General features: G+C 35.0%; 23 protein-coding genes and 1 other RNA gene. 19 read left to right on the top strand and 5 right to left on the bottom strand.

What is annotated here, in order from left to right:
• Positions 1–34 precede the first annotated feature (34 nt).
• The 11 genes from AN964_RS09650 to AN964_RS09685 all read left to right on the top strand — a co-directional run bounded on the left by AN964_RS09650 (position 35) and on the right by AN964_RS09685 (position 12,263).
• The gene (locus AN964_RS09650; protein ID WP_205603413.1) at positions 35–2,284 is read left to right on the top strand and encodes a DEAD/DEAH box helicase; all 2,250 of its coding nucleotides are present in this window, start codon (positions 35–37) and stop codon (positions 2,282–2,284) included.
• A 16-nt stretch (positions 2,285–2,300) separates the two neighbouring features.
• Positions 2,301–3,545 (top strand): ribonuclease H-like domain-containing protein, encoded by a 1,245-nt coding sequence (locus AN964_RS09655; RefSeq protein WP_055739477.1) that lies wholly within the window; start codon positions 2,301–2,303, stop codon positions 3,543–3,545.
• Positions 3,546–4,240: 695 nt separating this feature from the next.
• Complete coding sequence (locus AN964_RS27050; protein WP_244885884.1) at positions 4,241–4,393, top strand: hypothetical protein; 153 nt, start codon at positions 4,241–4,243, stop codon at positions 4,391–4,393.
• A gap of 99 nt (positions 4,394–4,492) precedes the next feature.
• Positions 4,493–5,047 (top strand): SLOG family protein, encoded by a 555-nt coding sequence (locus tag AN964_RS09660; RefSeq protein WP_055739478.1) that lies wholly within the window; start codon positions 4,493–4,495, stop codon positions 5,045–5,047.
• A 79-nt stretch (positions 5,048–5,126) separates the two neighbouring features.
• Positions 5,127–5,447 (top strand): cell division regulator GpsB, encoded by a 321-nt coding sequence (gene gpsB / locus AN964_RS09665; RefSeq protein ID WP_055739479.1) that lies wholly within the window; start codon positions 5,127–5,129, stop codon positions 5,445–5,447.
• Positions 5,448–5,524: 77 nt separating this feature from the next.
• Positions 5,525–5,913: RNase P RNA component class B (gene rnpB / locus AN964_RS25465), an RNA gene on the top strand.
• 112 nt (positions 5,914–6,025) lie between these two features.
• On the top strand, positions 6,026–7,165 hold the full coding sequence (locus AN964_RS09670) for a THUMP domain-containing class I SAM-dependent RNA methyltransferase (protein WP_055741201.1): 1,140 nt from the start codon (positions 6,026–6,028) through the stop codon (positions 7,163–7,165).
• Positions 7,166–7,233: 68 nt separating this feature from the next.
• A complete protein-coding gene (locus tag AN964_RS26315) occupies positions 7,234–7,410 on the top strand; it encodes a hypothetical protein (protein WP_161809227.1) in 177 nt (58 codons plus the stop codon).
• A 121-nt stretch (positions 7,411–7,531) separates the two neighbouring features.
• Positions 7,532–9,466: an ATP-dependent DNA helicase gene (locus tag AN964_RS09675; protein WP_055739480.1), complete on the top strand. Its 1,935-nt coding sequence runs from the start codon at positions 7,532–7,534 to the stop codon at positions 9,464–9,466.
• A 106-nt stretch (positions 9,467–9,572) separates the two neighbouring features.
• Positions 9,573–11,093 (top strand): carboxypeptidase M32, encoded by a 1,521-nt coding sequence (locus AN964_RS09680; RefSeq protein WP_055739481.1) that lies wholly within the window; start codon positions 9,573–9,575, stop codon positions 11,091–11,093.
• Between the two features lie 399 nt (positions 11,094–11,492).
• Positions 11,493–12,263, top strand: a complete 771-nt coding sequence (locus AN964_RS09685) for an SDR family NAD(P)-dependent oxidoreductase (protein ID WP_055739482.1) — start codon at positions 11,493–11,495, stop codon at positions 12,261–12,263.
• A gap of 254 nt (positions 12,264–12,517) precedes the next feature.
• Here the strand turns inward: AN964_RS09685 and AN964_RS09690 are convergent, their stop codons facing one another.
• A complete protein-coding gene (locus AN964_RS09690; RefSeq protein WP_055739483.1) occupies positions 12,518–12,967 on the bottom strand; it encodes a chemotaxis protein CheX in 450 nt (149 codons plus the stop codon).
• Positions 12,968–13,232: 265 nt separating this feature from the next.
• On the opposite strand from AN964_RS09690, the gene AN964_RS09695 reads away from it, so the two are divergent.
• The 5 genes from AN964_RS09695 (at position 13,233) to AN964_RS09715 (ending at position 20,765) form a co-directional block, all read left to right on the top strand.
• Entirely contained in the window at positions 13,233–14,303 is a 1,071-nt protein-coding gene (locus tag AN964_RS09695) for a type III polyketide synthase (RefSeq protein ID WP_055739484.1), read from the top strand.
• 3 nt (positions 14,304–14,306) lie between these two features.
• Positions 14,307–14,870: an isoprenylcysteine carboxyl methyltransferase family protein gene (locus AN964_RS09700; RefSeq protein WP_055739485.1), complete on the top strand. Its 564-nt coding sequence runs from the start codon at positions 14,307–14,309 to the stop codon at positions 14,868–14,870.
• Between the two features lie 278 nt (positions 14,871–15,148).
• A complete protein-coding gene (locus tag AN964_RS09705; RefSeq protein WP_055739486.1) occupies positions 15,149–18,751 on the top strand; it encodes a dynamin family protein in 3,603 nt (1,200 codons plus the stop codon).
• A 25-nt stretch (positions 18,752–18,776) separates the two neighbouring features.
• Positions 18,777–19,799, top strand: coding sequence for a sulfurtransferase (locus AN964_RS09710; RefSeq protein ID WP_367591411.1), 1,023 nt, complete (start codon positions 18,777–18,779; stop codon positions 19,797–19,799).
• A gap of 63 nt (positions 19,800–19,862) precedes the next feature.
• The gene (locus AN964_RS09715; protein WP_055739487.1) at positions 19,863–20,765 is read left to right on the top strand and encodes a 5'-3' exonuclease; all 903 of its coding nucleotides are present in this window, start codon (positions 19,863–19,865) and stop codon (positions 20,763–20,765) included.
• A gap of 182 nt (positions 20,766–20,947) precedes the next feature.
• On the opposite strand, the gene AN964_RS09720 is transcribed toward AN964_RS09715, so the two are convergent.
• Entirely contained in the window at positions 20,948–21,085 is a 138-nt protein-coding gene (locus tag AN964_RS09720) for a hypothetical protein (protein WP_055739488.1), read from the bottom strand.
• A gap of 173 nt (positions 21,086–21,258) precedes the next feature.
• Between AN964_RS09720 and AN964_RS09725 the strand changes: the two genes are divergently transcribed.
• A complete protein-coding gene (locus AN964_RS09725) occupies positions 21,259–21,543 on the top strand; it encodes a DUF6123 family protein (protein ID WP_055739489.1) in 285 nt (94 codons plus the stop codon).
• A 30-nt stretch (positions 21,544–21,573) separates the two neighbouring features.
• On the opposite strand, the gene AN964_RS09730 is transcribed toward AN964_RS09725, so the two are convergent.
• Complete coding sequence (locus tag AN964_RS09730) at positions 21,574–22,506, bottom strand: DMT family transporter (protein ID WP_055739490.1); 933 nt, start codon at positions 22,504–22,506, stop codon at positions 21,574–21,576.
• A gap of 14 nt (positions 22,507–22,520) precedes the next feature.
• Positions 22,521–22,910 (bottom strand): reverse transcriptase-like protein, encoded by a 390-nt coding sequence (locus AN964_RS09735; RefSeq protein WP_055739491.1) that lies wholly within the window; start codon positions 22,908–22,910, stop codon positions 22,521–22,523.
• A 293-nt stretch (positions 22,911–23,203) separates the two neighbouring features.
• Between AN964_RS09735 and AN964_RS09740 the strand changes: the two genes are divergently transcribed.
• Together AN964_RS09740 and AN964_RS25470 are read left to right on the top strand one after the other, a co-directional pair.
• The gene (locus AN964_RS09740; protein WP_055739492.1) at positions 23,204–23,860 is read left to right on the top strand and encodes a reverse transcriptase-like protein; all 657 of its coding nucleotides are present in this window, start codon (positions 23,204–23,206) and stop codon (positions 23,858–23,860) included.
• 187 nt (positions 23,861–24,047) lie between these two features.
• Positions 24,048–24,224, top strand: a complete 177-nt coding sequence (locus tag AN964_RS25470; RefSeq protein ID WP_083489287.1) for a zinc-finger domain-containing protein — start codon at positions 24,048–24,050, stop codon at positions 24,222–24,224.
• Positions 24,225–24,297: 73 nt separating this feature from the next.
• Here the strand turns inward: AN964_RS25470 and cspD are convergent, their stop codons facing one another.
• Positions 24,298–24,501, bottom strand: coding sequence for a cold-shock protein CspD (gene cspD / locus AN964_RS09745; protein ID WP_055739493.1), 204 nt, complete (start codon positions 24,499–24,501; stop codon positions 24,298–24,300).
• Between the last annotated feature and the right edge of the window lie 93 nt (positions 24,502–24,594).

Consider the following 24,594-nt stretch of genomic DNA (forward strand, 5'->3'; position numbering starts at 1 on the left):
TAATGAGGTGAACGTTGTGTTTAAAAAAAAGACTTTGAATGAGATCATTCATTTACTACAAGAAGATAGACAATTTAAGGACCAAATTGTTCATTGGCATACGATAGAGGAGAAAGAAGCAAATACAGTACCATTTCCCGAATCCGTACATCCAAAGCTAAGAATTGCTCTTCAAGAAAGAGGAATCTCGGAACTTTATACACATCAATGGACGGCTTTCGAGCTTGCATATCAAAAGCAAAGCTTTGTTGCGGTGACACCTACAGCCTCGGGAAAGACTTTATGCTACAATCTTCCAGTGTTGCAAACTATTATAGAAGACGAAAATTCACGAGCTCTTTATATGTTTCCAACAAAAGCACTTGCCCAAGATCAAAAAAGTGAAATAAATGAAATTATTGAAGGGGCAGGAATAAAGGTTAATAGTTATACATATGACGGGGATACTGCCTCCAATATTCGACAAAAGGTTCGGAAAGCAGGACATATTGTCATTACAAATCCAGATATGCTACATTCTGCTATTCTGCCTCATCATACAAAATGGGTTTCTTTTTTTGAAAATCTTAAATATGTCATTATAGATGAATTACATATATATAGAGGTGTGTTTGGAAGTCATGTTGCAAACGTTATTCGCAGGCTCAAGAGAATTTGTCAGTACTACGGAAGCAACCCTGTTTTTATTTGCACATCTGCAACCATTGCGAATCCGCGAGAATTAGCCGAGAACTTAACTGGTGCCCGAATGGAGTTAATTAATAATAATGGAGCACCATCAGGGAGAAAGCATTTTGTTTTTTATAATCCTCCAATTGTTAATCAACCCTTAAATATTCGCAGAAGTGCAACATTAGAGGTAAGAAATATTGCGAAAGAGCTTTTAAAGAATAAAATTCAAACGATTGTTTTTGCAAGAAGCCGTGTCCGAGTCGAGGTTATCCTGACCTATTTACAGGAAGCTGTTAAATATCAATTGGGTCCTAAGTCGATTCAAGGTTATCGAGGCGGCTATTTACCTACACAAAGACGGGAAATTGAAAAAGGATTAAGAAACGGGGATATTTATGGTGTTGTCAGTACGAATGCATTGGAGTTAGGTGTTGATATCGGCAGACTACAGGTTTGTTTAATGACAGGATATCCAGGAACTATTGCAAGTGCTTGGCAGCAAGCCGGACGTGCGGGTAGAAGACACGGAGAAGCACTCATCATCATGGTAGCCAGTTCATCTCCCATTGATCAATTTATTATTGAGCATCCGGAATATTTCTTTAAGCAAAATCCAGAGACTGCCAGAATCAATCCAGATAACCTAGTAATTCTTGTTGATCATATTAAATGTGCGGCTTATGAGCTTCCATTTCAGCAAGGTGAGCGTTTTGGAGGGGTTGATATAGAAGATATTCTTGAATTTCTTGTTGAAGAACGCGTATTACATTTTAATCGAAATAAATGGTATTGGATGAATGATTCGTTCCCTGCGCATAACATCAGTCTAAGATCTGCTTCCCAAGAAAATGTTGTTATTATCGATATAAGTGAAAAGGCAAATGTTCATGTAATAGGGGAAATGGATCAATTTAGCGCCCTAACCTTACTTCATGATGAGGCTATTTATCTTCATCAAGGAGTCCAATATCAAGTAGAAGAGCTTGATTGGGAAGAGAAAAAAGCTTATGTCCGTGAGGTAGATGTTGATTACTATACAGATGCAAACTTAGCAGTAAAACTTAGTGTTTTGGAAACGGATAAAATGAAAGAAACTGGCAAGTTCGAAATAGGATATGGGGATGTATCCGTACAAGCAATGGCTACGATCTTCAAAAAAATAAAATTTAATACACATGAAAATATCGGTTCTGGCCCCATTCATTTGCCTGAAATGGAACTTCATACAAATGCAGCATGGATTTCGCTGCAAATTGAAGAAGAAAAGGAAGACTTGGAAGCCGGATTAGTCGGGATTGCCAATTTATTTAAGTCAATCGTTCCGCTTTTTGTTATGTGTGACCCGCATGATATTCATGTTGTTCCGCAAATTAAAGCAGTTCACAATGAAAAACCTACTGTCTTTTTGTATGACCGTTATCCAGGCGGAATAGGCTTGAGTGAAAAGGTATATGAGAATATTAATGAAATTATTAATAAAGCAAATGAATTGGTGATGAAATGCCGATGTGAAAACGGCTGTCCATCTTGTATTGGAATGGAGCACACCTCCAAAAATGCAAAAATAATAGTATCTAGATTGCTGAATTATTTAGAAAGAAAATGTATATGATTGGGGCACATGAATCATGTCATTATTAAATAAGTTAAATCGAATGAAACAACATATAGTAAGGGAAGAACGGAAAATAGATTCACCCATCCAATCACACAAAAAAGAGGGAATTTCAAACAATATCAATATTCCCTTTTTAAATATGTGGGAGGCTGCCAATACTAGCATATATGTGAAAGAGGATGAATACTGTCTGATTCGTGAGGTTCGTTATCCCCTAAATCATTATCACGGAAGATACTCTTTTCAAGATTTTTTGAAGGCAATGGAGCTTTGGAACGGGTACGATGGGAGCCATCCTTTGTCTGCAAAAGGATTTCTTCCCGCCGATTTATTTTTCTTTGATACGGAGACAACTGGTTTAGGAGGAGGAGCCGGTAATACCATATTTATTTTAGGATATGCAAGTTTTACGGACCATGAGGTAATTTTAAAGCAGCACTTTTTGCCAGAGCCTGGGATGGAAGTTCCATTATATTATAGCTTTTTAGAGAATATTAATTATTCGACTTTAGTTACTTATAATGGAAAAGCATTTGACTGGCCACAAGTTAAAACAAGGCATACTTTAATACGCGATCACCTGCCGAAATTGCCTGCTTTCGGTCATTTTGATTTATATCATGCATCCAGAAGGCTCTGGAAAACAAAGATGGATAGAGTGAAGTTAGTAAATGTGGAAAAAGAAATCCTTCACTTTGAAAGAAAAGACGACATTCCCGGCTATTTGGCACCAATGATTTATTTTGATTTTGTAGAACGAAAAAATCCAGAAGGTGTTATTGAGATTCTTAAGCATAATGAAAATGATATTTTGTCCTTAATCACTTTATACACACATATAACCCTACAAGTTTTACAAAAGGATCCTATGCAAACGGATGAGGAAAAACTCCTTATCGGAAAATGGTTTGATTATATTGGAGAAGAAAATAAAGCCTTTGAAACCTATTCGCTTATGGCAGGAGATAATAACCCAAATGCAAAATACGAGCTTGCATTTAAATTAAAAAGGCGAAAAGAATTTGATCTGGCGAAGAAATTATGGTCGGAGGTAGCCGTTTCGGGAAATAGTGAAATCCAAAAGCAGGCATATATAGAATTAGCTAAGCTAATGGAACATCAGTATAAAAATTATCAGATTGCCAAGGACTATGTACAGAAAGCAATCAGCATACACCAAAGCAGCTTACCTATAAAAGGAGATAAATTTCTTCAGGATGCAAACAAAAGATTAATTAGATTAAGCGGCAGGTAATCAGATTATTTCCAATATTCTATTTCCTGGGGAAGCGCATATTTCGACTATAGTTTTATCTTCATATATTAAAATGACAATTTTCTACAATATTGTCATAAAAAAATAATATTTTTGGCGTGATTAATAGATTGTGTCGAAAAATAAATCATTGTAAAATAAAGTGAAACTTCACGTAGCGGTTAATCGTCCCTACTGATAAGTAGGAACTCAAGTCGATTATGCCATGTCCTATGGCACCACATGATTAATCTGTGTCCTACGTTTTGATCAATTGAACCTTTTTGAAGGTTTTTTCTTTTGATTTCGTTATATATTAATTAGTTTTAAAATGAATAAAAGCGAAGGTTGGGATTCATCATATGTATCGGACATTGTTGGTAATTTTCTTTGTAATTGTTGGTTTAACTGCAGTACTTTTCTCTAGTTTAAAGGATAGCTTTTATACATTTTTGTAAAGAAAAAATAATACCTTCCTCCAATGTAAAATAGGAGTTATACTAGTACAAGTATTATCCTTTTATCATATTTTGTTACTGTATTTAGTCTAATTTTGATGAAAGGAGCTATGTCCATACGCAATTGGGGACCAAAGAAGGTTTTACCTCCATGTGTTGCGCCAACTAAATGTTGTGTGACTCATTCTGCTTGAACATTTCATACAACCGCATATCTTGCCATCTTATACAACACATGTGAATCATCAAGTTATTCATCATTATAACTATTATCCTCATAACGATTCATTTATAAATGAGGTTGATAATGTAGGACCTGCATTTGGATCCGAATTCGGTCCAGGCTTTGGAGCAGGACCTTATGGATTTCCAAAAAAGTATGAAAAATAAAACAAACAAGGATGATTTCGCTCATCCTTGTTTTCGATTACATAATGTTACATATATTGATTTGTCTGCTTTCGTTTAATTTGATGAAAGGAGAAACATATGGTAAAAGTTTTATGCATTACAGGTTATAAACCTTTTGAATTAGGTATATTCTCTACTAATCATCCAGCAATAAAATATATAAAAATGTTATTAAAAAGAGAAATAATACGTTTTTTGGAAGATGAATTAGAATGGGTTCTGATATCCGGTCAATTGGGTGTAGAACTTTGGGCTGCAGAAGTGGTCTTTGACCTCCAAATGGAATACCCTGACTTAAAATTAGCAATATTAACACCCTTTCTTAATCAAGAAGAGAAGTGGAACGACAATAATAAGGAAATGTATGAAATGATATTAGCACAAGCTGACTTTGTTGATTCAATTTCAAAGCAGCCATATCAAAATCCGCAGGCATTCAAGAATAAAAACAAAATTTTTCTTCATAAAACTGATGGACTACTCATAGTCTATGATGAACAAAATATTGGATCGCCAAAATACCTATTGGAGGAAGCGGAAAAGTATAAAAGTGGAAAATCCTATGAAATAAGAACCATTGATTTTAATGATTTGCAATCTATAATGGAAGAAGAACAATGGAATGAATCCTAGTACATAATAAATTGACAAACAAATCGATATTTGAAAAAATAAAATTAAGTTTCGCGTAAAATATGAGGTGATGTTTGATATGTTATCAGATAAAATAAAATTAACAGCAAAAGATATATTGGAAAAAGATTTCAAAACTTCTGTCAGAGGATACAAACCTGAGGATGTAGATAAATTTTTGGATTTAATCATTAAAGATTATGAAACATTCCATCAAACCATTGAAGATTTGCAGCATGAATTGATGCGATTAAAAAAGCAAGCGTCGGATGATTCCTATAGAAGACAGCCTTCTCAACCGTCTCAACCAACTCCTGCAACCGGAACAACAAATTTTGATATCTTAAAAAGATTATCCAATTTAGAAAAACATGTATTCGGCAGTAAATTAAACGATTAATCAACTGGGATTTTTTACAAGTTGAAAATAAAGAAAAAGTTTTTTATAATATATAAGCGGCGTTAAGCTGGTAAATAACGTTCGGGTAATCGCTGCAACTTCATGTTGTAGAGGAAAGTCCATGCTCGCACGGTGCTGAGATGCCCGTAGTGTTCGTGCCTAGCGAAGACATAAGCTAGGGCAGGCAGATATATGTCTGACGGCAGGGAAAATACCTAAGTCCGTTTAGGATACGGTATGACTACCTTGAAAGTGCCACAGTGACGTAGCCTTAAGAGAAATCTTAAGGGTGGAACGAGGTAAACCCCGCGAGCGAGAAACTCAAATTATGGTAGGGGCATTCTTTCTGAGGAAATGAACGAAGAAAGAGGCAAGCAAATATTGCTTGGAGATAGATGATTACCGCCTGAGTACAAGATGATACCAATCGTTTGTAGTACAAAGGTACAAAACATGGCTTATAGAACGTTATTTAGGTATAATAAGAATGAAATATACTCTCCTAACTTGATGGGAGGGTTATTTTTATGCTTAAATTACATAGGGAATATGAGACGAACTCAAGTAAGGGTGAAAATATGACAAAAAACTATACAATCGTAGCAACAGCTGCGATGGGATTAGAAGCTATCGTAGCTAAGGAAGTAAAAGCACTCGGCTACGATGCAAAGGTCGATAATGGAAAGGTAATATTTAAGGGTGATGAATCTGCTATTGCTAGATGCAATCTATGGCTGCGTACGGCAGATCGCATCAAAATAATTGTAGGGGAATTCAAAGCATACACTTTTGATGAATTATTCGAAAAAACAAAGGCATTAAATTGGGGAGACTATTTACCGGTTGATGCTGAATTTCCTGTCCAAGGTAAGTCAGTAAAATCAAAGCTGTTTAGTGTTCCAGATTGCCAAGCAATTGTGAAAAAAGCAATTGTGGAAAAAATGAAGGCACATTATAAAAAATCTTCTTGGCTTGAGGAATCTGGTCCATTATTTAAAGTAGAAATTGCACTTTTAAAAGACGTTGCCACCATTACCATTGATACGAGTGGTGCCGGATTGCATAAGCGAGGCTATCGTGTGAATCAAGGGGAAGCACCTTTGAAAGAGACTTTAGCTGCTGCATTAATCCAATTAACGAATTGGAGACCGGATAAGCCCTTTTGTGATCCTTTTTGCGGCTCCGGCACGATTCCAATTGAAGCTGCACTAATCGGGCAGAATATTGCTCCGGGCTTTAATCGAGAATTTATATCTGAAACATGGCCGTGGATGAACCAAACGGTATGGGATCAAGCAAGAATTGAGGCGGAGGATCTAGCCAATTATGATCAGCCTTTAAATATTATCGGTTCTGATATTGATCACCGGATGGTTAATATTGCAAAAGGGAATGCAATGGAGGCTGGCTTTGGAGATCTCATAACTTTTAAACAAATGCAGGTAACTGATTTTACTTCTAATGATGAATATGGTGTAATTGTCGGAAATCCTCCGTATGGAGAACGTTTGGGAGATCGAAAAGCAGTTGAAAAAATGTATGAGGAAATGGGTAGAACCTTTTCAAAATTAGATACATGGTCAATTTATATATTAACTTCTTATGAACAATTTGAAGAGGTATACGGAAAAAAGGCAACGAAAAAAAGGAAATTATTCAATGGATTTATTCGGACAGACCTCTATCAATTTTGGGGAACAAAACCTCCAAAACAGTAAAATGATGGTATGATTTCTTCCTTTACCGAGTATACTGTACGTATATTTCAAATTGGGGTGAGGAAATCTTGACGAAAGAGACTTTTGATTTTGAAACTATTTCAAGGGCTCTAAAACAAACATATGACGTAATTCAATCTGAAGAAAAACCATCCGAGAAAGCCATTCAAAATATACTGGAAGCGAAAGAAACATTAAATGAAGCTATCATGTATAAATTGGAAAAAGACTGTCCGGCAATATGAACGCGAGTGTAAGTTTTGCACTTGCGTTTTCATTTGACCATTCAAATTGATTTACGTCTCTAGCATATATGAAAACTTAAAATATGAAACTACTAATTGAAAAGTAACGTCGGAGGATATAATGAAACAACCACTACCATTTTTACTTTCTAAAACAGATTCGTTTTATGACAGGTTAGGAGATTGGATAGGTGATGTCTTTTATGATTTGCTCCCTGAGAAAGGATATGAATTACGTGACGAGCAAATATATATGGCATTCCAATTAGAAAAGGCATTTAAAGAAAAGAAAGTAATATTTGCAGAAGCAGGAGTAGGGACGGGTAAAACGATTGTTTATTTATTATATGCTTTATGCTATGCAAGATATATAGGAAAACCTGCGCTTATCGCTTGTGCGGACGAGTCATTAATCGAGCAGCTTGTCAAAAAAGAAGGTGATATTAAAAAAATTGAGGCTGCTCTCGATTTAGAAATCGACGTTAGGCTGGCAAAATCAAGGGATCAATATTTATGCTTGCAAAAATTAGATCAAGCAATTCTAAAAAATAATTCTGAAGGAATATCTTCAGTTTTTGATTCTCTGCCACGTTTTGTTCAAATCCAAGGATCAATGCAAAAATTTGAAAAGTATGGGGACAGGAAAGACTATCCGGCAATTACAGAAGATGAATGGAGAAGTATTGCATGGGATTCCCTGCAGGATTGTCTCTCATGTGATGTTAGGCATCGATGCGGACAGACTCTACATAGAGAATATTACCGGGATGCAGCTGATATTATTGTGTGTTCACATGATTTCTATATGGAGCATATATGGACGAAGGAATCGAGGAAACGAGAAGGGCAAAGACCACTGCTTCCGGAAGTTAGTTGTGTTATTTTTGATGAAGGACATTTATTAGAATATGCATGCCAAAAGGCCTTAACATATAAATTCACTTCAGAAACTCTTGAAACCTTATTGAATCGACTTATGAGCAATGATGTTCGAGAGGAAACCCTTTATATGATGGAAAATGTATTATATGAAAGTGAAAGAATGTTTGATCTCATTCAAAAAATAGCAGTGAAAGTACCTGGATCTGAAAGGTATGATATAATTAAATCCCAGGAATTAATGGATTGTGCGATGGCACTTTATCAGCAAATAAATCAATTAACAGAGCAATTTGTTTATGAAAGTGAATTGTATATATTAAATGAATATGATTTGCGAATCGTTGAAGAATATCTTGAACAAATATTATTTTCATTAAAATTGCTGATGGAGGACCAAAAAGGAATAACATGGTTTGAAATGTCCGATAACAATCATACTCTTGTTATTATGCCAAGGCTAGTAGAAGAAATTCTGCGGGAAGAGGTTTTCTCCAAGAAAATTCCTTTTATATTCTCGTCTGCAACTCTTTCAAATGACGGGGACTTCTCTTATATTTGTAAAAGTCTTGGTATTTCTCAATATTTATCTTTAAGTGTGGATTCACCATTTGATTATGATCACCAGATGCGAATTACTGTTCATTCCGAAGAGGGTTATCCTAATACATTAAAATGGGATGAATATCTTCGATCCATCAAATTAGCAAATGGAAGAACATTAATACTATTTAACTCAAATGAGTCAATGCAAGAGTTTAAAAAGTATATTCAACCTAAAATGGATAATCGTTACCCACTTCTTTTTGAAGGGGACGGGGAGATAAGCAAGCTTGTTGAACAGTTCCAGAAAAATGAAGAAACGGTTCTTTGCTCGTATCATTTATGGGAAGGACTTGACATACCAGGTCCATCATTATCGAATGTGATCATCAATGAATTGCCTTTCCCACCACATGACCCGGTATTCGAAGCGAAACGTAAAAATAGTGACAACCCATTTAATGAAGTGGATCTTCCATATATGTTGTTGCGATTAAGACAAGGTATAGGTCGTCTAATTCGTACTTCAAACGATTCCGGAAACATTCAATTATGGTTAAGAAAAGTGGATAAAGATAATATTTGGGACTATATACAGCAAATCTTACCAGTAGATGCAACCTTCTCTAATTAAAAGGGAAGGTTGTTTTTTATTTCATAATAGTGAAACTAATTGTTCTCTCTTTTCAGAACAATATGATAAAATAATAAAGGCGGAAATTTGAATTGGAGGTACATACATGAGCGAACATATAAGTGAGATTGAAAAGGAATTTTTAGATTTTGTAAAAAAAATGCAGGCATATAGTGAGGCACTTGGATTAATTTATTGGGATTTACGTACGGGTGCGCCTAAAAATGGGGTGGAACAACGTTCAGAGGTTATAGGAATGCTTTCATCTGAATTGTTCAAAATGTCCACTTCCGAGGAAATGGCTGCTTATATTGCCAGTCTATCTGGACATAACTTATCTGAGATTACATTGAAAACATTGGAAGAATGTAAAAAAAACTATGACCGTAATAAAAAGATTCCTGCAAAGGAATATCAGGATTATGTTGTGCTGCAATCCAAGGCAGAAAGTGTTTGGGAGGAAGCAAGAGCAAAAGCTGATTTTGCAATGTTCCAACCATACTTAGAAAAAATTGTGGAATATAAAAAGAAGTTCGTGGAGTATTGGGGATACGAAGAAAATAAGTATAATACCTTATTAGATATGTATGAACCTGGGATAACAGTGGACGTTTTAGACAAAGTCTTTGGTGAATTGAGAGAGGCAATTGTTTCTCTAGTACAAAAAATAGCAGATTCTCCAAATAAACCTGATACATCGTTTTTGTTTGAAACCTTTCCTAAACAAAATCAAAAAGATTTTAGTTTAAAAATATTGGAACAAATGGGATACAATTTTGAGTCAGGAAGATTAGATGAGACGGTTCATCCATTTGCTACAGGGCTAAATCCGGGAGATGTCCGGGTCACAACAAGATATGATGAAAATGACTGGAGAACTGCAGTATTTGGTACTATTCATGAAGGAGGCCATGCACTTTATGAACAGAATATATCCAAGGACTTAATTGGAACTCTATTGTGCAGCGGAACATCGATGGGAATTCATGAATCACAATCTCTTTTCTATGAAAATATTGTCGGCCGTGATTTTTCATTCTGGAAGCAAAATTATGATTTATTGAAAGAATATGCAAGCGGAGAATATGACAATATTTCATTAGAGGATTTTTATAGAGCCATTAATGAGTCAAAACCTTCTTTTATCCGGATAGAAGCAGATATGTTAACTTATCCACTACATATAATCATCCGATATGAAATTGAAAAAGGTTTATTTAATGATGAAATTGAGGTTAAGGATTTACCGAAAATTTGGAATGATAAGTATGAAGAGTATTTAGGAATACGTCCAGCTAATGACAGAGAAGGGGTACTTCAGGATGTCCATTGGTCAGGTGGAGATTTTGGGTATTTCCCATCTTATGCCCTTGGATATATGTACGCAGCTCAATTTAAAAATAGCATGCTAAAAGATCTTCCAAATTTTGATGATTTATTGGCGGAAGGAAATCTTACACCGATCCGTGAATGGCTAACCAAAAACATCCATCAATACGGAAAATTAAAGAAGCCTCTCGAAATTTTACAGGATGTAACTGGAGAGGGTCTGAATGCAAAATATTTAATTGATTATTTAAAAGATAAATATACAAAGGTTTATAATTTACCTGTAGAAACTCATTAAAAAGAGACCAATGCGGTCTCTTTTCTCTTACCGGAACTTTAGTCCATTAATCCAAGGGGTGCATGATGATTTAAATCACATGAATCGATAGGGAATAAGAAGGGTCACTCTCCTTTTGGGCATGATTCTGTATTTACTTGATATTGAACTTGGATTTCAATTTTATTTAGGATGTTCCTTCCGCAGCTTTTGCATTTTCCAGTTGTATCGGATAACGTTCTGCAGTGATCACAGTAATATTTCTCCATTGTATGTCACTCACTTTATAATATTTTATTTTAATGTATTAAAATGATTTTGAAATCGTTACTATTATTAAGAATAGTCACTATTTTATGGTAGAATGTAATTAATAATTTTTTAAATGCATTTGAAAAAAATGAGGGGAAGTGCAGGAAAATGTATTTACCATCCTTTAGCCTTGCAGGAAAAACGGCAATTGTTACCGGCGCCGGAAGAGGAATAGGACGAGCTATTGCAATAGGAATGGCGGAGGCTGGTGCAGACGTCGCGGTGATTTCGCGCACAGAAACAGATTTGCAAGCGACGGCCGCCGAAATTGAAAAGTTAGGAAAAAAATCTTATATTGTGACAGCGGATGTTACGAAGAGAGAACAAGTAAAATCGGTCATTGAAAAGATCATCGGTGAAGCGGGTAAGATTGACATTTTAGTAAATAATGCTGGAATGAATATCAGGTCTAAAGCATTAGATGTAACAGATGAAGAATGGCAACAAATTATGGACACAAACTTGAAATCTGCCTTTATGTTTTCACAAGAGGTAGGGAGGAAAATGAAAGAACAGGAAGATGGTAAAATTATTACTATTACTTCCGTTGGCGGGCATGTAGCATTGAGGACAGGTGTAGTTTATGCAGCTACAAAAGCAGCATTAATTCAAATGACCAAGGTGTTGGCGCTAGAGTGGGGAAAATATAATATAAATGTAAATGCAATAGGTCCTTGGTATTTCAAAACACCATTGACAGAAAAATTATTGCAGGATGAGGAGTATGTAAAAGATATTTTGGCTGTTACTCCAATGAAAAGGGTCGGAGAATTAGAGGAATTAGTAGGACCGGCAGTATTTTTAGCATCTGAGGCTGGTAAATATATTAATGGACAAACAATTTTTGTGGATGGCGGAATGACCATACAGGGGTTTTAAATGAATGAAAGCGCCAATGGCGGCGCTTTTTCATTTCTTTTTAAAGGATAGGAAAGTATAAAATTTTTCAACATCTAAATAATATAACAAGTTTAATCTTGTCTAGCGCAAGCAGCTATCGGCTAGCGGATTTCTCCGTCTCCTCCCTACGATAAGTCAACATCAGTTCGTGAACTACCTCACTGTGTTTCCTTTATCTCAGTCGAAGACTACGAAATCCGTACGCTAGAGCTGCGGCGCTTGCGCTTTTCTTATTACTCTATCATTAAAATAATACTAATTTCACCGATTTGCTCCATTTTAATAGGTAGTCTTATCGCTTTGGAAAAGCCATAAATCTTAGAATGCCCAACAATAACAGTAGGAGGGGTAATATCAATTAATAAACCGATATTGGATATTTGTGTTGACATATTTCCGGCAATCATATTACCTAATTCACCGGCAAAGCTTTCGAGCATTTCTCCAACTAATGGCATGCCAAACATTACTTCTCCAATTTTGGAGAAAACATCTTCTTCCCCATCAATTATGATTCTTCCCTTTATATCGCCAGTCACCCCTATTAAAACCCCAACGGTGTGTTGGTTAAAAGGGGAATTAAAAAGTGTTGGCTGTTGAATGTCCACTTGGATTGGCAAGACAGATTTAATGGATTCAATAGTTCCATTTAATACATCCGTTATATTTTTACTCATTGTCATGCCGAAACCCCCCGAATTTTGTATAAAAATATACTAACATATTTTTGTTTTTTGAAGAGAATAATTTTTTGAAAAATTAGTTTACTGGAAGAAATTTAGGTCTATTTTACCAGGTCTATTTGCGTATATAATGGTGGTGCACAACAACTCCTTCAAAACGTATTAGCTCCATCAAGGAGCTCTTTTTTTATATAGTTTTCTTCCTTACATATTTTTTTCAGTATTGGAAAATATATCTTTATATAGTAATAAGGAGAGCCTGCTTATGCCAAAAATATATTCCGTAGGACTTGGAATTCCCGACTTCAACATTCCACAAAGTGATGCAATGCTCTTTGCAAAAAAGTTATTTTCCAATGCCTTTCGTGATATTGAACGGTTACTTTCGGTTTTTCAAAACGCAGAAATAGAATCACGTTATTTTGTAAAAGACATTCATTGGTATGGTGAGGAACATTCATTTGCCGAAAAAAATAGCATATTCATAGAAATGGCAGAAGCATTAGGGATCAAAGCAATTGAAAATTGTTTACATAATAAGGGGATTGAGTTAGACGAAATTGATGCCATTTTTACTATTTGTACTACAGGATTGTCTACGCCAAGCTTAGACGCAAGAATAATGAACAAACTTCCCTTTCGTTTAGATGCAAAACGAATACCAATATGGGGGTTAGGTTGTGTCGGAGGTGCAGCGGGGCTTTCAAGAGCTTACGAGTATTGCCTTGCCTTTCCAAGAGCGAAAATTTTGATTTTAGCAATTGAACTTTGCAGTCTTACTTTCCAAAAGAATGATTTTAATAAAAGTAATTTAATTGGCACTTCATTATTTGCTGATGGAGCTGCCTGTACTTTAATGATTGGGGAAGAAGCAGAAGCACCTCTTCATTCAGTTGCTGCTTTGCCCTCTATAATAGGTACACAGTCCATGTTATTAAAAGATTCTTTAGATGTAATGGGCTGGGATATTAAAAATGATGGACTGCATGTAATCTTTTCTAAGGATATACCAATGATTGTCAGGAAGTGGTTACAGCCAAATGTTCAAGCATTTTTGGATAAATATCATCTGGATATAAAGGATATAAAACAATTTATTGCTCATCCGGGAGGTAAAAAAGTAATAGATGCTTATGTGGAAGCATTAGGCGTTTCTGAGGAACGAACGAAAGAATCGAGAGATATTTTAAAACATTATGGAAATATGTCATCCGTCACGATTTTTTATATTTTAAAGAGAATTTTAGAAAAAGATATTCAACCAGGAGAATATGGTCTCGCAATGGCACTCGGACCTGGTTTTAGCTCAGAACAATTACTTTTAAGGTGGGATTAGCAATTGTTTTTCGTCATTTTTATAAGTGTCATTATTATCCAACGAATCGTTGAATTATGGATTGCCAAGAAAAATGAAATATGGATTAAAAAGCAAGGGGGAGTGGAAGCGGGAAAAAATCATTATAAATTAATGGTGTTGATTCATTCATGCTTTATCCTTTCTTTATTAGCAGAAGTATTTGGTCTTAAAAGGTCGTTGATTGCAAATTGGTGGATACTCATTGCTCTGTTCATACTGAGCCAAATTGGGAGAGTTTGGGTAATTATATCCTTGGGCAGATTTTGGAATACAAAAATACTTGTTTTACCGGATGCAAAAATCATCAAAAAAGGACCATATCGTTGGCTGAAACATCCCAATTATATCATTGTTACATTAGAATTAATTATAATCCCTTTATTATTCCAAGCATACTACACATTAATTGCATTTTTTATTTTTAATCTGCTTATCTTATCCGTAAGAATTCCGACGGAGGAGAGGATGCTTAGTTTGCATACAGATTATTTGAAAGTACAAAATATGGAAAGGCGATTTTTAATTCACTTGAAAAGGGAAAAGTAAAAATTCAATTCGAAAAACGTTTATCCGTTAAAGATAAACGTTTTTTATTGGAAAAGCCTGTTTTCAAACAGATTGTTACCTTTCGTAAATGGTTATAAATCCTAATATAGTCTTAGTTTTTTCATGCAGAGGTTATCCCTTTTTTTTTTCAGCTAAGGATGTTTATTTGGTTGTTGTCCGCATAAGCAACCTTTGTTAGAAAAGATTCTTGGGAAACAACGTAAAATCCGTTACAATGAAAGAAAGAAATAATTTATTTTTAGGGAGTTTGTACCATCATGACAAAAACAATTGAATTAGGCAATTCCACTGAAGCAATCGATCAACTAATAAGCTTGTATGAACGCTTTAAGCAAAATGGTGATTTGCAAAGAGCGGAAAAATCTGAAAAGCTGCTAAAAAAAATAAATAACAAAGATTTTATTATTGCATTTTGCGGTCATTTTTCTGCAGGAAAGTCAACCATGATTAATACATTACTAGGGGAAAAACTATTACCATCAAGTCCAATTCCAACTAGTGCAAACCTAGTAAAAATCCATAAAACATCCACTGATTATGCAAAGGTTTTTTATAAAGATGAAGCCCCTTATCTTTTCGAGGCTCCATACGATTTCCAGGCAGTGAAGGAATTTTGCAAAAATGGGAATGTAACCGAAATTGAAATTGGGAAAAAACAAACGGATCTTCCTGAACAAGTTATCATCATGGACACACCAGGGGTAGATTCCACTGATGACGCACATCGAATTTCAACGGAATCAGCAATACATCTGGCTGATATTGTTTTCTATGTGATGGATTATAACCATGTACAATCAGAATTGAATTTTCAATATACGAAAGAGTTATTGCAGCATGGAGTGGAGCTCTACTTAATTATTAATCAAATTGATAAGCATAAGGACGAGGAATTGTCCTTTTCCGAGTTCAAACAATCGGTAGAAGAATCATTTTCTGCATGGAATGTACATCCAAACGGAATTTTCTATACAACATTAAAGAAAAGCAGCAACGAACATAACGAGTTTGCCAAAGTGAAATCACTTGTAAATGAAGTATTAAATCAAAAAGATAGCCGAATTTCATCTTCTGCTCAATCGGCCGTTAATCTGTTAATTCAGGAGCACTTTAAATGGTTAGTCGAACAAGAGGAAGACCAAGGTGCCCGTTTTAAAGAAAGTTTGCAAGATTTATCAGCTAGCGAGAAGCAATCTATTTTATCGAAAGAACAAGATCTCATCGACAAAATGAATAAATTGCAAGTACAACTTGAAAATTGGAGAAAATCCTTTGACGATGAGAGAACAAAAATAGTAAAGAGCGCTTATTTAATGCCTTTTCAGATAAGAGAGCTTGCCAAAGAATATTTGGAATCTGCTCAGCCGGATTTTAAGATGGGACTATTATTTAGTAAGAAGAAAACGGAAGAAGAGCGTGTAAAAAGATTAGAGGAGTTTTTTAATCAACTAAAAACACAAACAGATTCACAACTTGTTTGGCATATTAGGGAATTTGCCGGAAGCATATTAAAAAAAGCGAAACTTGCCAATGATGAATTACAGTTAGAAGCTCAAAATTTATCTATTCAATTTGAAACCGACTTATTAAGAAATTTAGTTAGACATGGGGCAAGAATGTCAGGGGAATATGTGCTTCATTATTGTGATGAGGTAGCGGAATCCCTAAAAAAATTAGCAAATCAAGAGCTGGAAAGGTTTAAATTGCAAGTTGAAGAAATAATGAAAGCTGAAATTCAAAATGAACTTAACACGCTTGAAGCAGAGTTAAGCGGTGTGAAAAAATACACTGATGCTATAAGAAAACTTCAAGAAATTGCGATTACGAGAAATGAAAAAGAAGAATTGGTGTTTAAGCCAGTTGTTGATAGTAAAGAGGTTTATCAAGGTATTCAGAAAAAATGGCAGGAAGAGCAAACAAAATTTCGAATATATTCTAATGACCAAAAAATGGAGCTAACAGTTAAACAATTAGATCCTCAAGTTGTTGAAACCGACGATAATCAAAGGATAGAGAAAGAATCCGTTTCATCTGAAATAATCGTAAATAAATTGCAGTTAACAGATGATCTTCTAAAAAATAAAGCTGGATTTGCACGGATAACAGAACATTTACTGTCTAAAAAATCAAGAATTGAAAATAAACAATTTACCATTGCCTTATTTGGAGCATTCAGCGCCGGGAAATCATCCTTTGCAAACGCGCTTATTGGTGAGAAGGTTTTACCTGTTTCACCAAATCCGACAACAGCAGCAATAAATCGAATTTGTCCCCCTACCAAGGAATATTCACATGGAACAGCTGTTATTCATCTGAAAAGCAAAAAACAGTTATTGGACGACATTCAAAAATCTTTAAAAGAATTTAATGCTGCGTGTGAAAGCTTGGATGAAGCAGGATCTATTATTTTGCAAATAAAAGAGACAAAAGAAGCCCGTGAGAAAATTCACCTCTCCTTTTTACATGCATTTTTAAAAGGGTATGAAGTGTATAAAGATAAGCTTGGTGAAAATATCATTGCAGGTTTACAAGAATTCAGGGGATTTGTTGCAAATGAGTCACAATCATGCTTTGTAGAATCAATTGATCTTTATTTTGACAGTGAGTTGACAAGACAGGGAATAACGCTTGTTGATACTCCTGGGGCAGATTCCATTAATGCTAGACATACAGGTGTAGCCTTTGAATATATTAAGAATTCCGATGCGGTTCTCTTTGTAACTTATTATAATCATGCTTTTTCCAAAGCGGACAGGGAATTTTTAATTCAATTGGGAAGGGTAAAAGACGCATTCGAACTGGATAAAATGTTCTTTATTGTAAATGCAATTGACCTAGCAGATTCAGAAGAAGAATTAAATGATGTAAAAAGCTATGTGTATGAGCAATTAACCCAATATGGTATTCGTTTTCCTAAGTTATTTGGAGTATCCAGTCTTTTGGCACTCCAAAATGAAAATCAACAATCTGGTATAGTGGAATTTAAAAATTCTTTTGACTCCTTTTTATCTAATGATTTAATGAGGATGAGTATTCAATCAGCCGCTAACGAAGTTCAAAGAGCAGTTAAAATGATTGATGAGCTGATTGGATCAGCATTGGAAAGTCAAGAGGAAAAAGAAAATAGAAGAAAACAATTGGTAATGAATCAGGAAAAAATGGAAGAGCTATTAAAGCAAGCTGCACCAACCATCTTTTTAACTAAGCTTAAACAAGAGCTGCAGGAATTATTATTTTATGTAAAACAACGGACATTTTATCGGTTTAGTGATTTCTTTAAAGAAGCTTTTAATCCAGCAACATTACAAAATAATCAAAAATCCGCATTGCATAAAGCGCTTATTGAACTATTAGAGAGCTTAGGCTATGACTTTGCACAAGAAATGCGGGCCACATCTTTAAGAATAGAGAACTATGTAAAAGACTTATTTAGGAAAAAACTTTATCAATTTCAAGAGCAGATATCTAAGATTCAATCTTCCATTTCGATTTCCGATTATGAAATAGGTTCCATATCAACACCGGAATTTCCATCTGCATTTATTGAAATAGACCGAAGTCAATTAGAAAAAACATTTAAGTATTTTAAAAATGCTAAATCATTTTTTGAAAAAAATGAAAAGAAACTGATGGAGGATGAACTCCAACATTTATTACAGCCACTTGCAGATACCTATCTGGAAGAGCAAAAAGTTAGGATGGAGCAATATTTTAATCCATATGTGGTGAAGGAATTTGCAGAACTGCTTCAACATATCCAGGAGGATGCAAACGAACAATTTAAGGCAATGCTTGCAGTGTTAAATGAAAAAATCGATATTGAGGAATGGACCGCTATTCGAGAGAAAATTGCAAAGTAACATTTTCACATGCGGGGGAATGGGGATGAAAGGCAGCAGATATCATGCTTGTGCAACATGTATTCACTTTCAAGCAGCGAGAATACATGGAAAAATGAATTACAAGTGTAATCGGTTAGGCTATGACACGCAGCCTAATTATCAATTCAATTGTTGGACTCCGAAGGAACATGTTATTAGGCTAATGGAAAAAGAAAAGAAAAAGGGAGTGGATGGGTTGAAATATATTAAAAGTCAAGAATGGTTAGCGGATCATTTAGAAGACTCTAATGTAAGGGTGATTGATTGCCGATTTACTCTGGGTAATCCAGAAGCGGGCAAGGAAGCATATTTGAATAGTCATATTCCAGGTGCCCTTTATTTTCATTTGGAGGATGATTTGTCCAGTAAACCATCGGATCACGGTGGAAGACATCCATTGCCGGATTCACTTCAATTAAAGGGAAAATTAGAAAGAGCGGGAATTGATGCATCTACTACAGTGGTTGCTTATGATAATGGAGAAGGTTCCTATGCGGGCCGATTTTGGTGGTTATTAACGTATCTGGGCCATACAAAAGTATATATATTAGATGGTGGCTATACGAAATGGGTCCAAAATGGTTATACCAGTACACATGAAGTACCTGCTTTTGATAAGACATCCTTTTCCATAAATATTCAAGATAACATGCTTGCTTCATATGAAGATATTAAAAATATAATAGCAAACCAATCTGCTATTCTAATCGATTCTCGTGCTAGAAACCGTTATTTAGGATTAGAGGAACCAATTGATAAAAAGCCAGGACATATTCCTGGAGCGATAAATATTGTATGGGAAGATGGTTTTATAAATGGCAGCTGGAAATCAGCTGAAAAACAAAAAGAAAGATTTGCACATATGGTTCCAGAAAAGCCTATCATTGTTTATTGCGGTTCAGGCGTAACGGCAACCCCAAATTTCATCGCTTTAAAAGAGGCGGGGTATAAAAATGTGAAACTTTATGCTGGTAGTTATTCGGATTGGGTATCCTATGAGGAAAATTCTGTAGAATTAGGAGAATAGGAATGTCTCTTATCAATCCATGGTATAATGGATAAGCAATGAAATGATAGTAGAGGTGATTATTTGAAAAACTCATCACAATTATTACTTGTAGATGGTATGGCACTATTATTTCGTGCCTTTTATGCTACAAGTGTTACCGGTCAATACATGATTAATTCTAAAGGAATGCCAACTAATGCCGTTCAAGGTTTTATGAGACATTTGCTTACTGCTTTGGAAGAAATGAATCCTACTCATGCAGTTGTTTGTTGGGATATGGGCAGTAAAACATTTCGTAATGAAAAATTTGAAGGATATAAAGCGAACAGAGATGCACCGCCTGTTGAATTAATACCTCAGTTCGATTTAGTGAAAGAGGTAGTGACAGCATTTGATATTCCAAATATAGGAGTTGTCGGTTTTGAAGCGGATGACTGCATTGGAACGCTTGCAAAATCCATGCAAAATGACTTACAGGTATCAATCTTAACTGGCGATAAAGACCTGTTGCAGCTAGTAGATCATCAAATTCATGTGAACATTATTCAAAAAGGGTTTGGAAATTATAAAACATATTCCAATGATATTTTTTATGAAGAGTATGGAATATCTCCAAGTCAATTTATTGATGTAAAAGCTTTAATGGGCGATACTAGTGATGGATATCCCGGTGTGAAAGGGATTGGTGAAAAAACGGCTTTAAAATTAATCCAACAATATGGATCGATTAATGAACTTCTAAGTAATCTTCATCAATTAACCCCTTCACAACGGAAAAAAATTGAAGAGGATCTTGATATGCTTCATATGTCGCGAGAGCTAGCGGAAATTAGGTGTGATGTGCCTATAACTTTTAGAATAGAAGAATCTGTATTAACGGATATTACACCTGCGTTTTTAACCTATATTGATGAATTAGAATTAAAGAGCATTCGAAGACATCTTATCGGGAGCAAGTGGTCAAATCTTGCCAGACAAGCCTAAAAAATGAGCAATCAGTGATTGCTCTTTTTTATGATTAGCTCCGCTCCTATCGGCTTATGGGTTTTTACGTCTTCACCCCGATAAGTCAACCATCAGTTCTTGCAATATCTCACTGAGTTCCCTAATCTTGCTTCGAAGGCTACGAAATCCATAAGCTGATGGCAAGGTGCTTTACTTCTCATTTATTTTTTATTACTTTTTTTTGCAGCATTTTCAAGTTTGGATTTTGGATCATCAACAGCAAATTCTGTATCCTGTCCCCAACCTTGCGGGTTAGCTCCAGGGGCCATTTTTCCTCGATTATTATTTTTTTTCGCCATTGTCATCACCTCCATTTATCTAGAATTCCCTTTTATACAGTATGTTTATTCGCTTATAGCAATATTAAGTATTTTCATAAACTGCCATATAGTCATGCTATTAAAAGTATTGTAAAATAAAAAAAGTGAGTAGAAGGGGATTATCTCTACGTGACATGTTAGTGAGGGAGAGTATGTTGAAAACGAAAGAATTGCCATTAGATGATTTTCTATTGGATCTTCGCAGAAAAGGCTTTAAATTTGCGGATGATGTTATCGGGTTTATATATTTTGGAAAGCAATACACTGGAGCTTGCGATTCTATCATAAAAGCAGCAATTGAAATTACATTAAAAACACAAAAAGAATTTGATGGAAGTTTCTATATTTCCATATTAGAATCATTAAAACAAAATAATGTTCATTCAAGACACCAAGCATTCGAATATGCTGAGAAGATTGGTTTAATTACAAAATAAAAAAGAGGTATACAGCCTCTTTTTTCGCTTTTAAAGTTTGCGGTCCAGCGATTTTTTATTTTTTAAGAACGAAATGGCCAATGTTTTTTCAATTGGAAGCTCACTGATGATCATTCCAATAAAGATTAATAAACAACCGACAGTACCAAATAACGATAATCTTTCATTTGTTAAGATGAAGGATGTAATCGCTGCAAAAACGGGTTCCATTGTTAAGATAATCCCGACCTTTGTAGGAGAAGTGAATCTTTGTGCAGTAGTCTGCATAAAAAAAGCAAAAGCAGTACCTAATAAGGATGTAATAATCATCGCTAAAATTGTTGTTTTTGAAAGAATATGGCTAGTTTCAAATACTACCTGCCAGTTTTCAAATATAATGGCACTTACGGCACATAGCAGGGATACAGTGAAAATTTGAACAGTAGTTAAAAATAAAATTGGCACCTTTTTTGTCACACGATCAGTAAGTATAATGTGAAAAGCAAATCCAAAAGCACAAATAAGAACGAATCCGTCTCCAATCGAAAGTCCAGTGCTATTTTTCGCTACTAAGAAATATAATCCTATCACAGCTCCAATGGAACCAATGATTGCTTTTGGTGCAGGACGGTTTTTATAAAAAATAAAGGATAGCAGCGGCACCACAACCACGCTTAATCCCGTTATAAATCCGGCTTTAGAAGGTGTTGTGTATAAAAGGCCGATAGTTTGAAAGGAATAGCCGATAAATAGACATAAACCAAGCAGAACCCCTGGTACAAGCTGTTTTCCGGTAGCCTTTATTTTCCCTTTTTCTTGAATAAAGTAGATAAAGAAAATAATAACGCCCGCAATGAAAAAACGAACCGCATTGAACGTTAACGGCGGCAAGAATTCAATTGCATTTTGTACAACTACAAAAGTTGATCCCCATATGAATGCAACAAGCAGTAAACCTGATTCTGCCAAGAATTTCTTATTCATGATGTAACCCCTCTTTATTTATTCATGCGTATTGCTTTTCTTGCAAGTTCGTCAGCTGTTTTGTTTTCTGAGCTGGGAACCCACTTGATAAAAAATAAATCAAATTGTTTTGCTAATGTCAGTATCTCTTTAAGTAAAGTCCGATATGGTTCCTTCTTAGCAAATTCCTTTTCGACCGCTTGAACGACTGCTTTTGAATCGGATCGAACGGATATTACTTTATATCCATTTTGAATACAAATTTCCATACTCTTTACTAATGCAAGGTACTCTGCTTCATGATTATTTTTATGTCCTAGCGGAATGGAATATCGCTCCACATTCCCATTTTTTTTAATAAAGATTCCGGCGCCGCTTTCACCCGGATCACCAGCACTGGCACCATCTATATAAACTTCAATCAATTGCTACTCTCCTTTTACCTATGGCTCATGTCTTAAACATGGTTATACCAACATATCATGTGAATATGGGAATGCTGTATATAGAAAGAATGACTACTTGTTAGAATATCATAAATTTTATAAACTTGTTAAATTTTATATGGAAGTTTTCTTCAGATGAGAAAAGCGCCTTGCGCATTTGTTCTTCTGGGTTTAAATTATGTGGAAAAGAAAACAATATGATTAAATCAATTAATATGTAAACTGATATAATGCATAAGTAGCCTTTATTTCATCCTAGGGGTTGTTATTATATGAAAGTGAAAATTAAATGGCTGTACCGAGGTTCAAAAACAGCCGATATTCCATTTGAATCCGATTGGATTTCAGCTGATACATTTGACAGATCTATTGATGATATATATAATACCGGACGTGTAAAAGATTTAACGATAATAGACGAAATGGGATCGGAATGGACTAAAAAGGAATACTTAAAATTGAAGGAACAAATCAAAAAAGAGCCCAGCGAATGTACGATTTATTTTGACGGTGGTTTTGATCGGGAAACAGGTACCGCTGGTATTGGGATGGTTCTTTATTATCAAATCGGCTCGGAGAAATACCGATATAGGCAAAACGGAAAAATTGATTCTATTCAAACCAATAATGAAGCTGAATATATTGCATTATATAATGCCATTTCTTTATTGGAAGAAGTTGGTGCACACCACATACCTTGTGTTATTAAAGGGGACTCCCAAGGTGTACTGAGACAATTATCGGGAGAGTGGCCATGTTTCGAACAGGTATTAAATGATTGGCTTGACAGGATCGAAGAAAAGATGAGTGTGCTCGGATTAAAACCAACCTATATTCCAATATCACGCAAAGATAATAAAGAAGCAGATCAGCTTGCTTCACAGGCATTGGCTGGAAAAAGTATATCTAGTCATATTAAAATAAACTAATTTATTAGGGCTGTTTTCGATTAAAATGCTGCTTTTCGTAGTATATTACAATTCCTCATATAGTTCGTTTCAGGGGATCTATTTAAGAAAGTAGTTAAGCTTTCTTATACTGAATGAGGAATGTATTAAATATTTTTAATAAAAAAGCAACCACTTAAGAAAACAGCCATAAAAGGGACGATATTTGATGGAAAGGAAAAAACTTTTGAAGGAAGTTGATTCAATCATAGAGTATTATTGTGAGGGATGCTTTATAAAATCAACCTTGCAAAAGGAACATGGTAAAACATTTGCCCATCGTTTCTGTATCGAAAAGTGTACGGTCGGGGAAAAATTAAAGGAATTTGGCAAGAAACTCAATTAGATATGTTTTTTTATCATTGAAAAATGAACAATAAAAGGCTGACATTAAAAATGCCAGCCTTGTTCATTTATAATTAAGATAATTTAGTTACGTTAGCAGCTTGAGGTCCGCGGTTACCTTCAACGATTTCAAAAGATACTTCTTGGCCTTCTTCTAACGTTTTAAAGCCTTCACCTTGAATTGCTGTGAAGTGTACAAATACATCGTCTCCGCCTTCAACTTCAATAAAACCAAAGCCTTTTTCGTTATTAAACCATTTTACTTTACCGTTTTGCATGTTTCTTAATCCTCCTAAATCTTTAAAGCACATAGTGCCAAGAAAAAATGTAACATCAAACGTATACTTTGCATAATCTAAAAGAATATAAAC

The organism is Heyndrickxia shackletonii, from assembly GCF_001420715.1.
Lineage (GTDB): Bacteria > Bacillota > Bacilli > Bacillales > Bacillaceae_C > Margalitia > Margalitia shackletonii.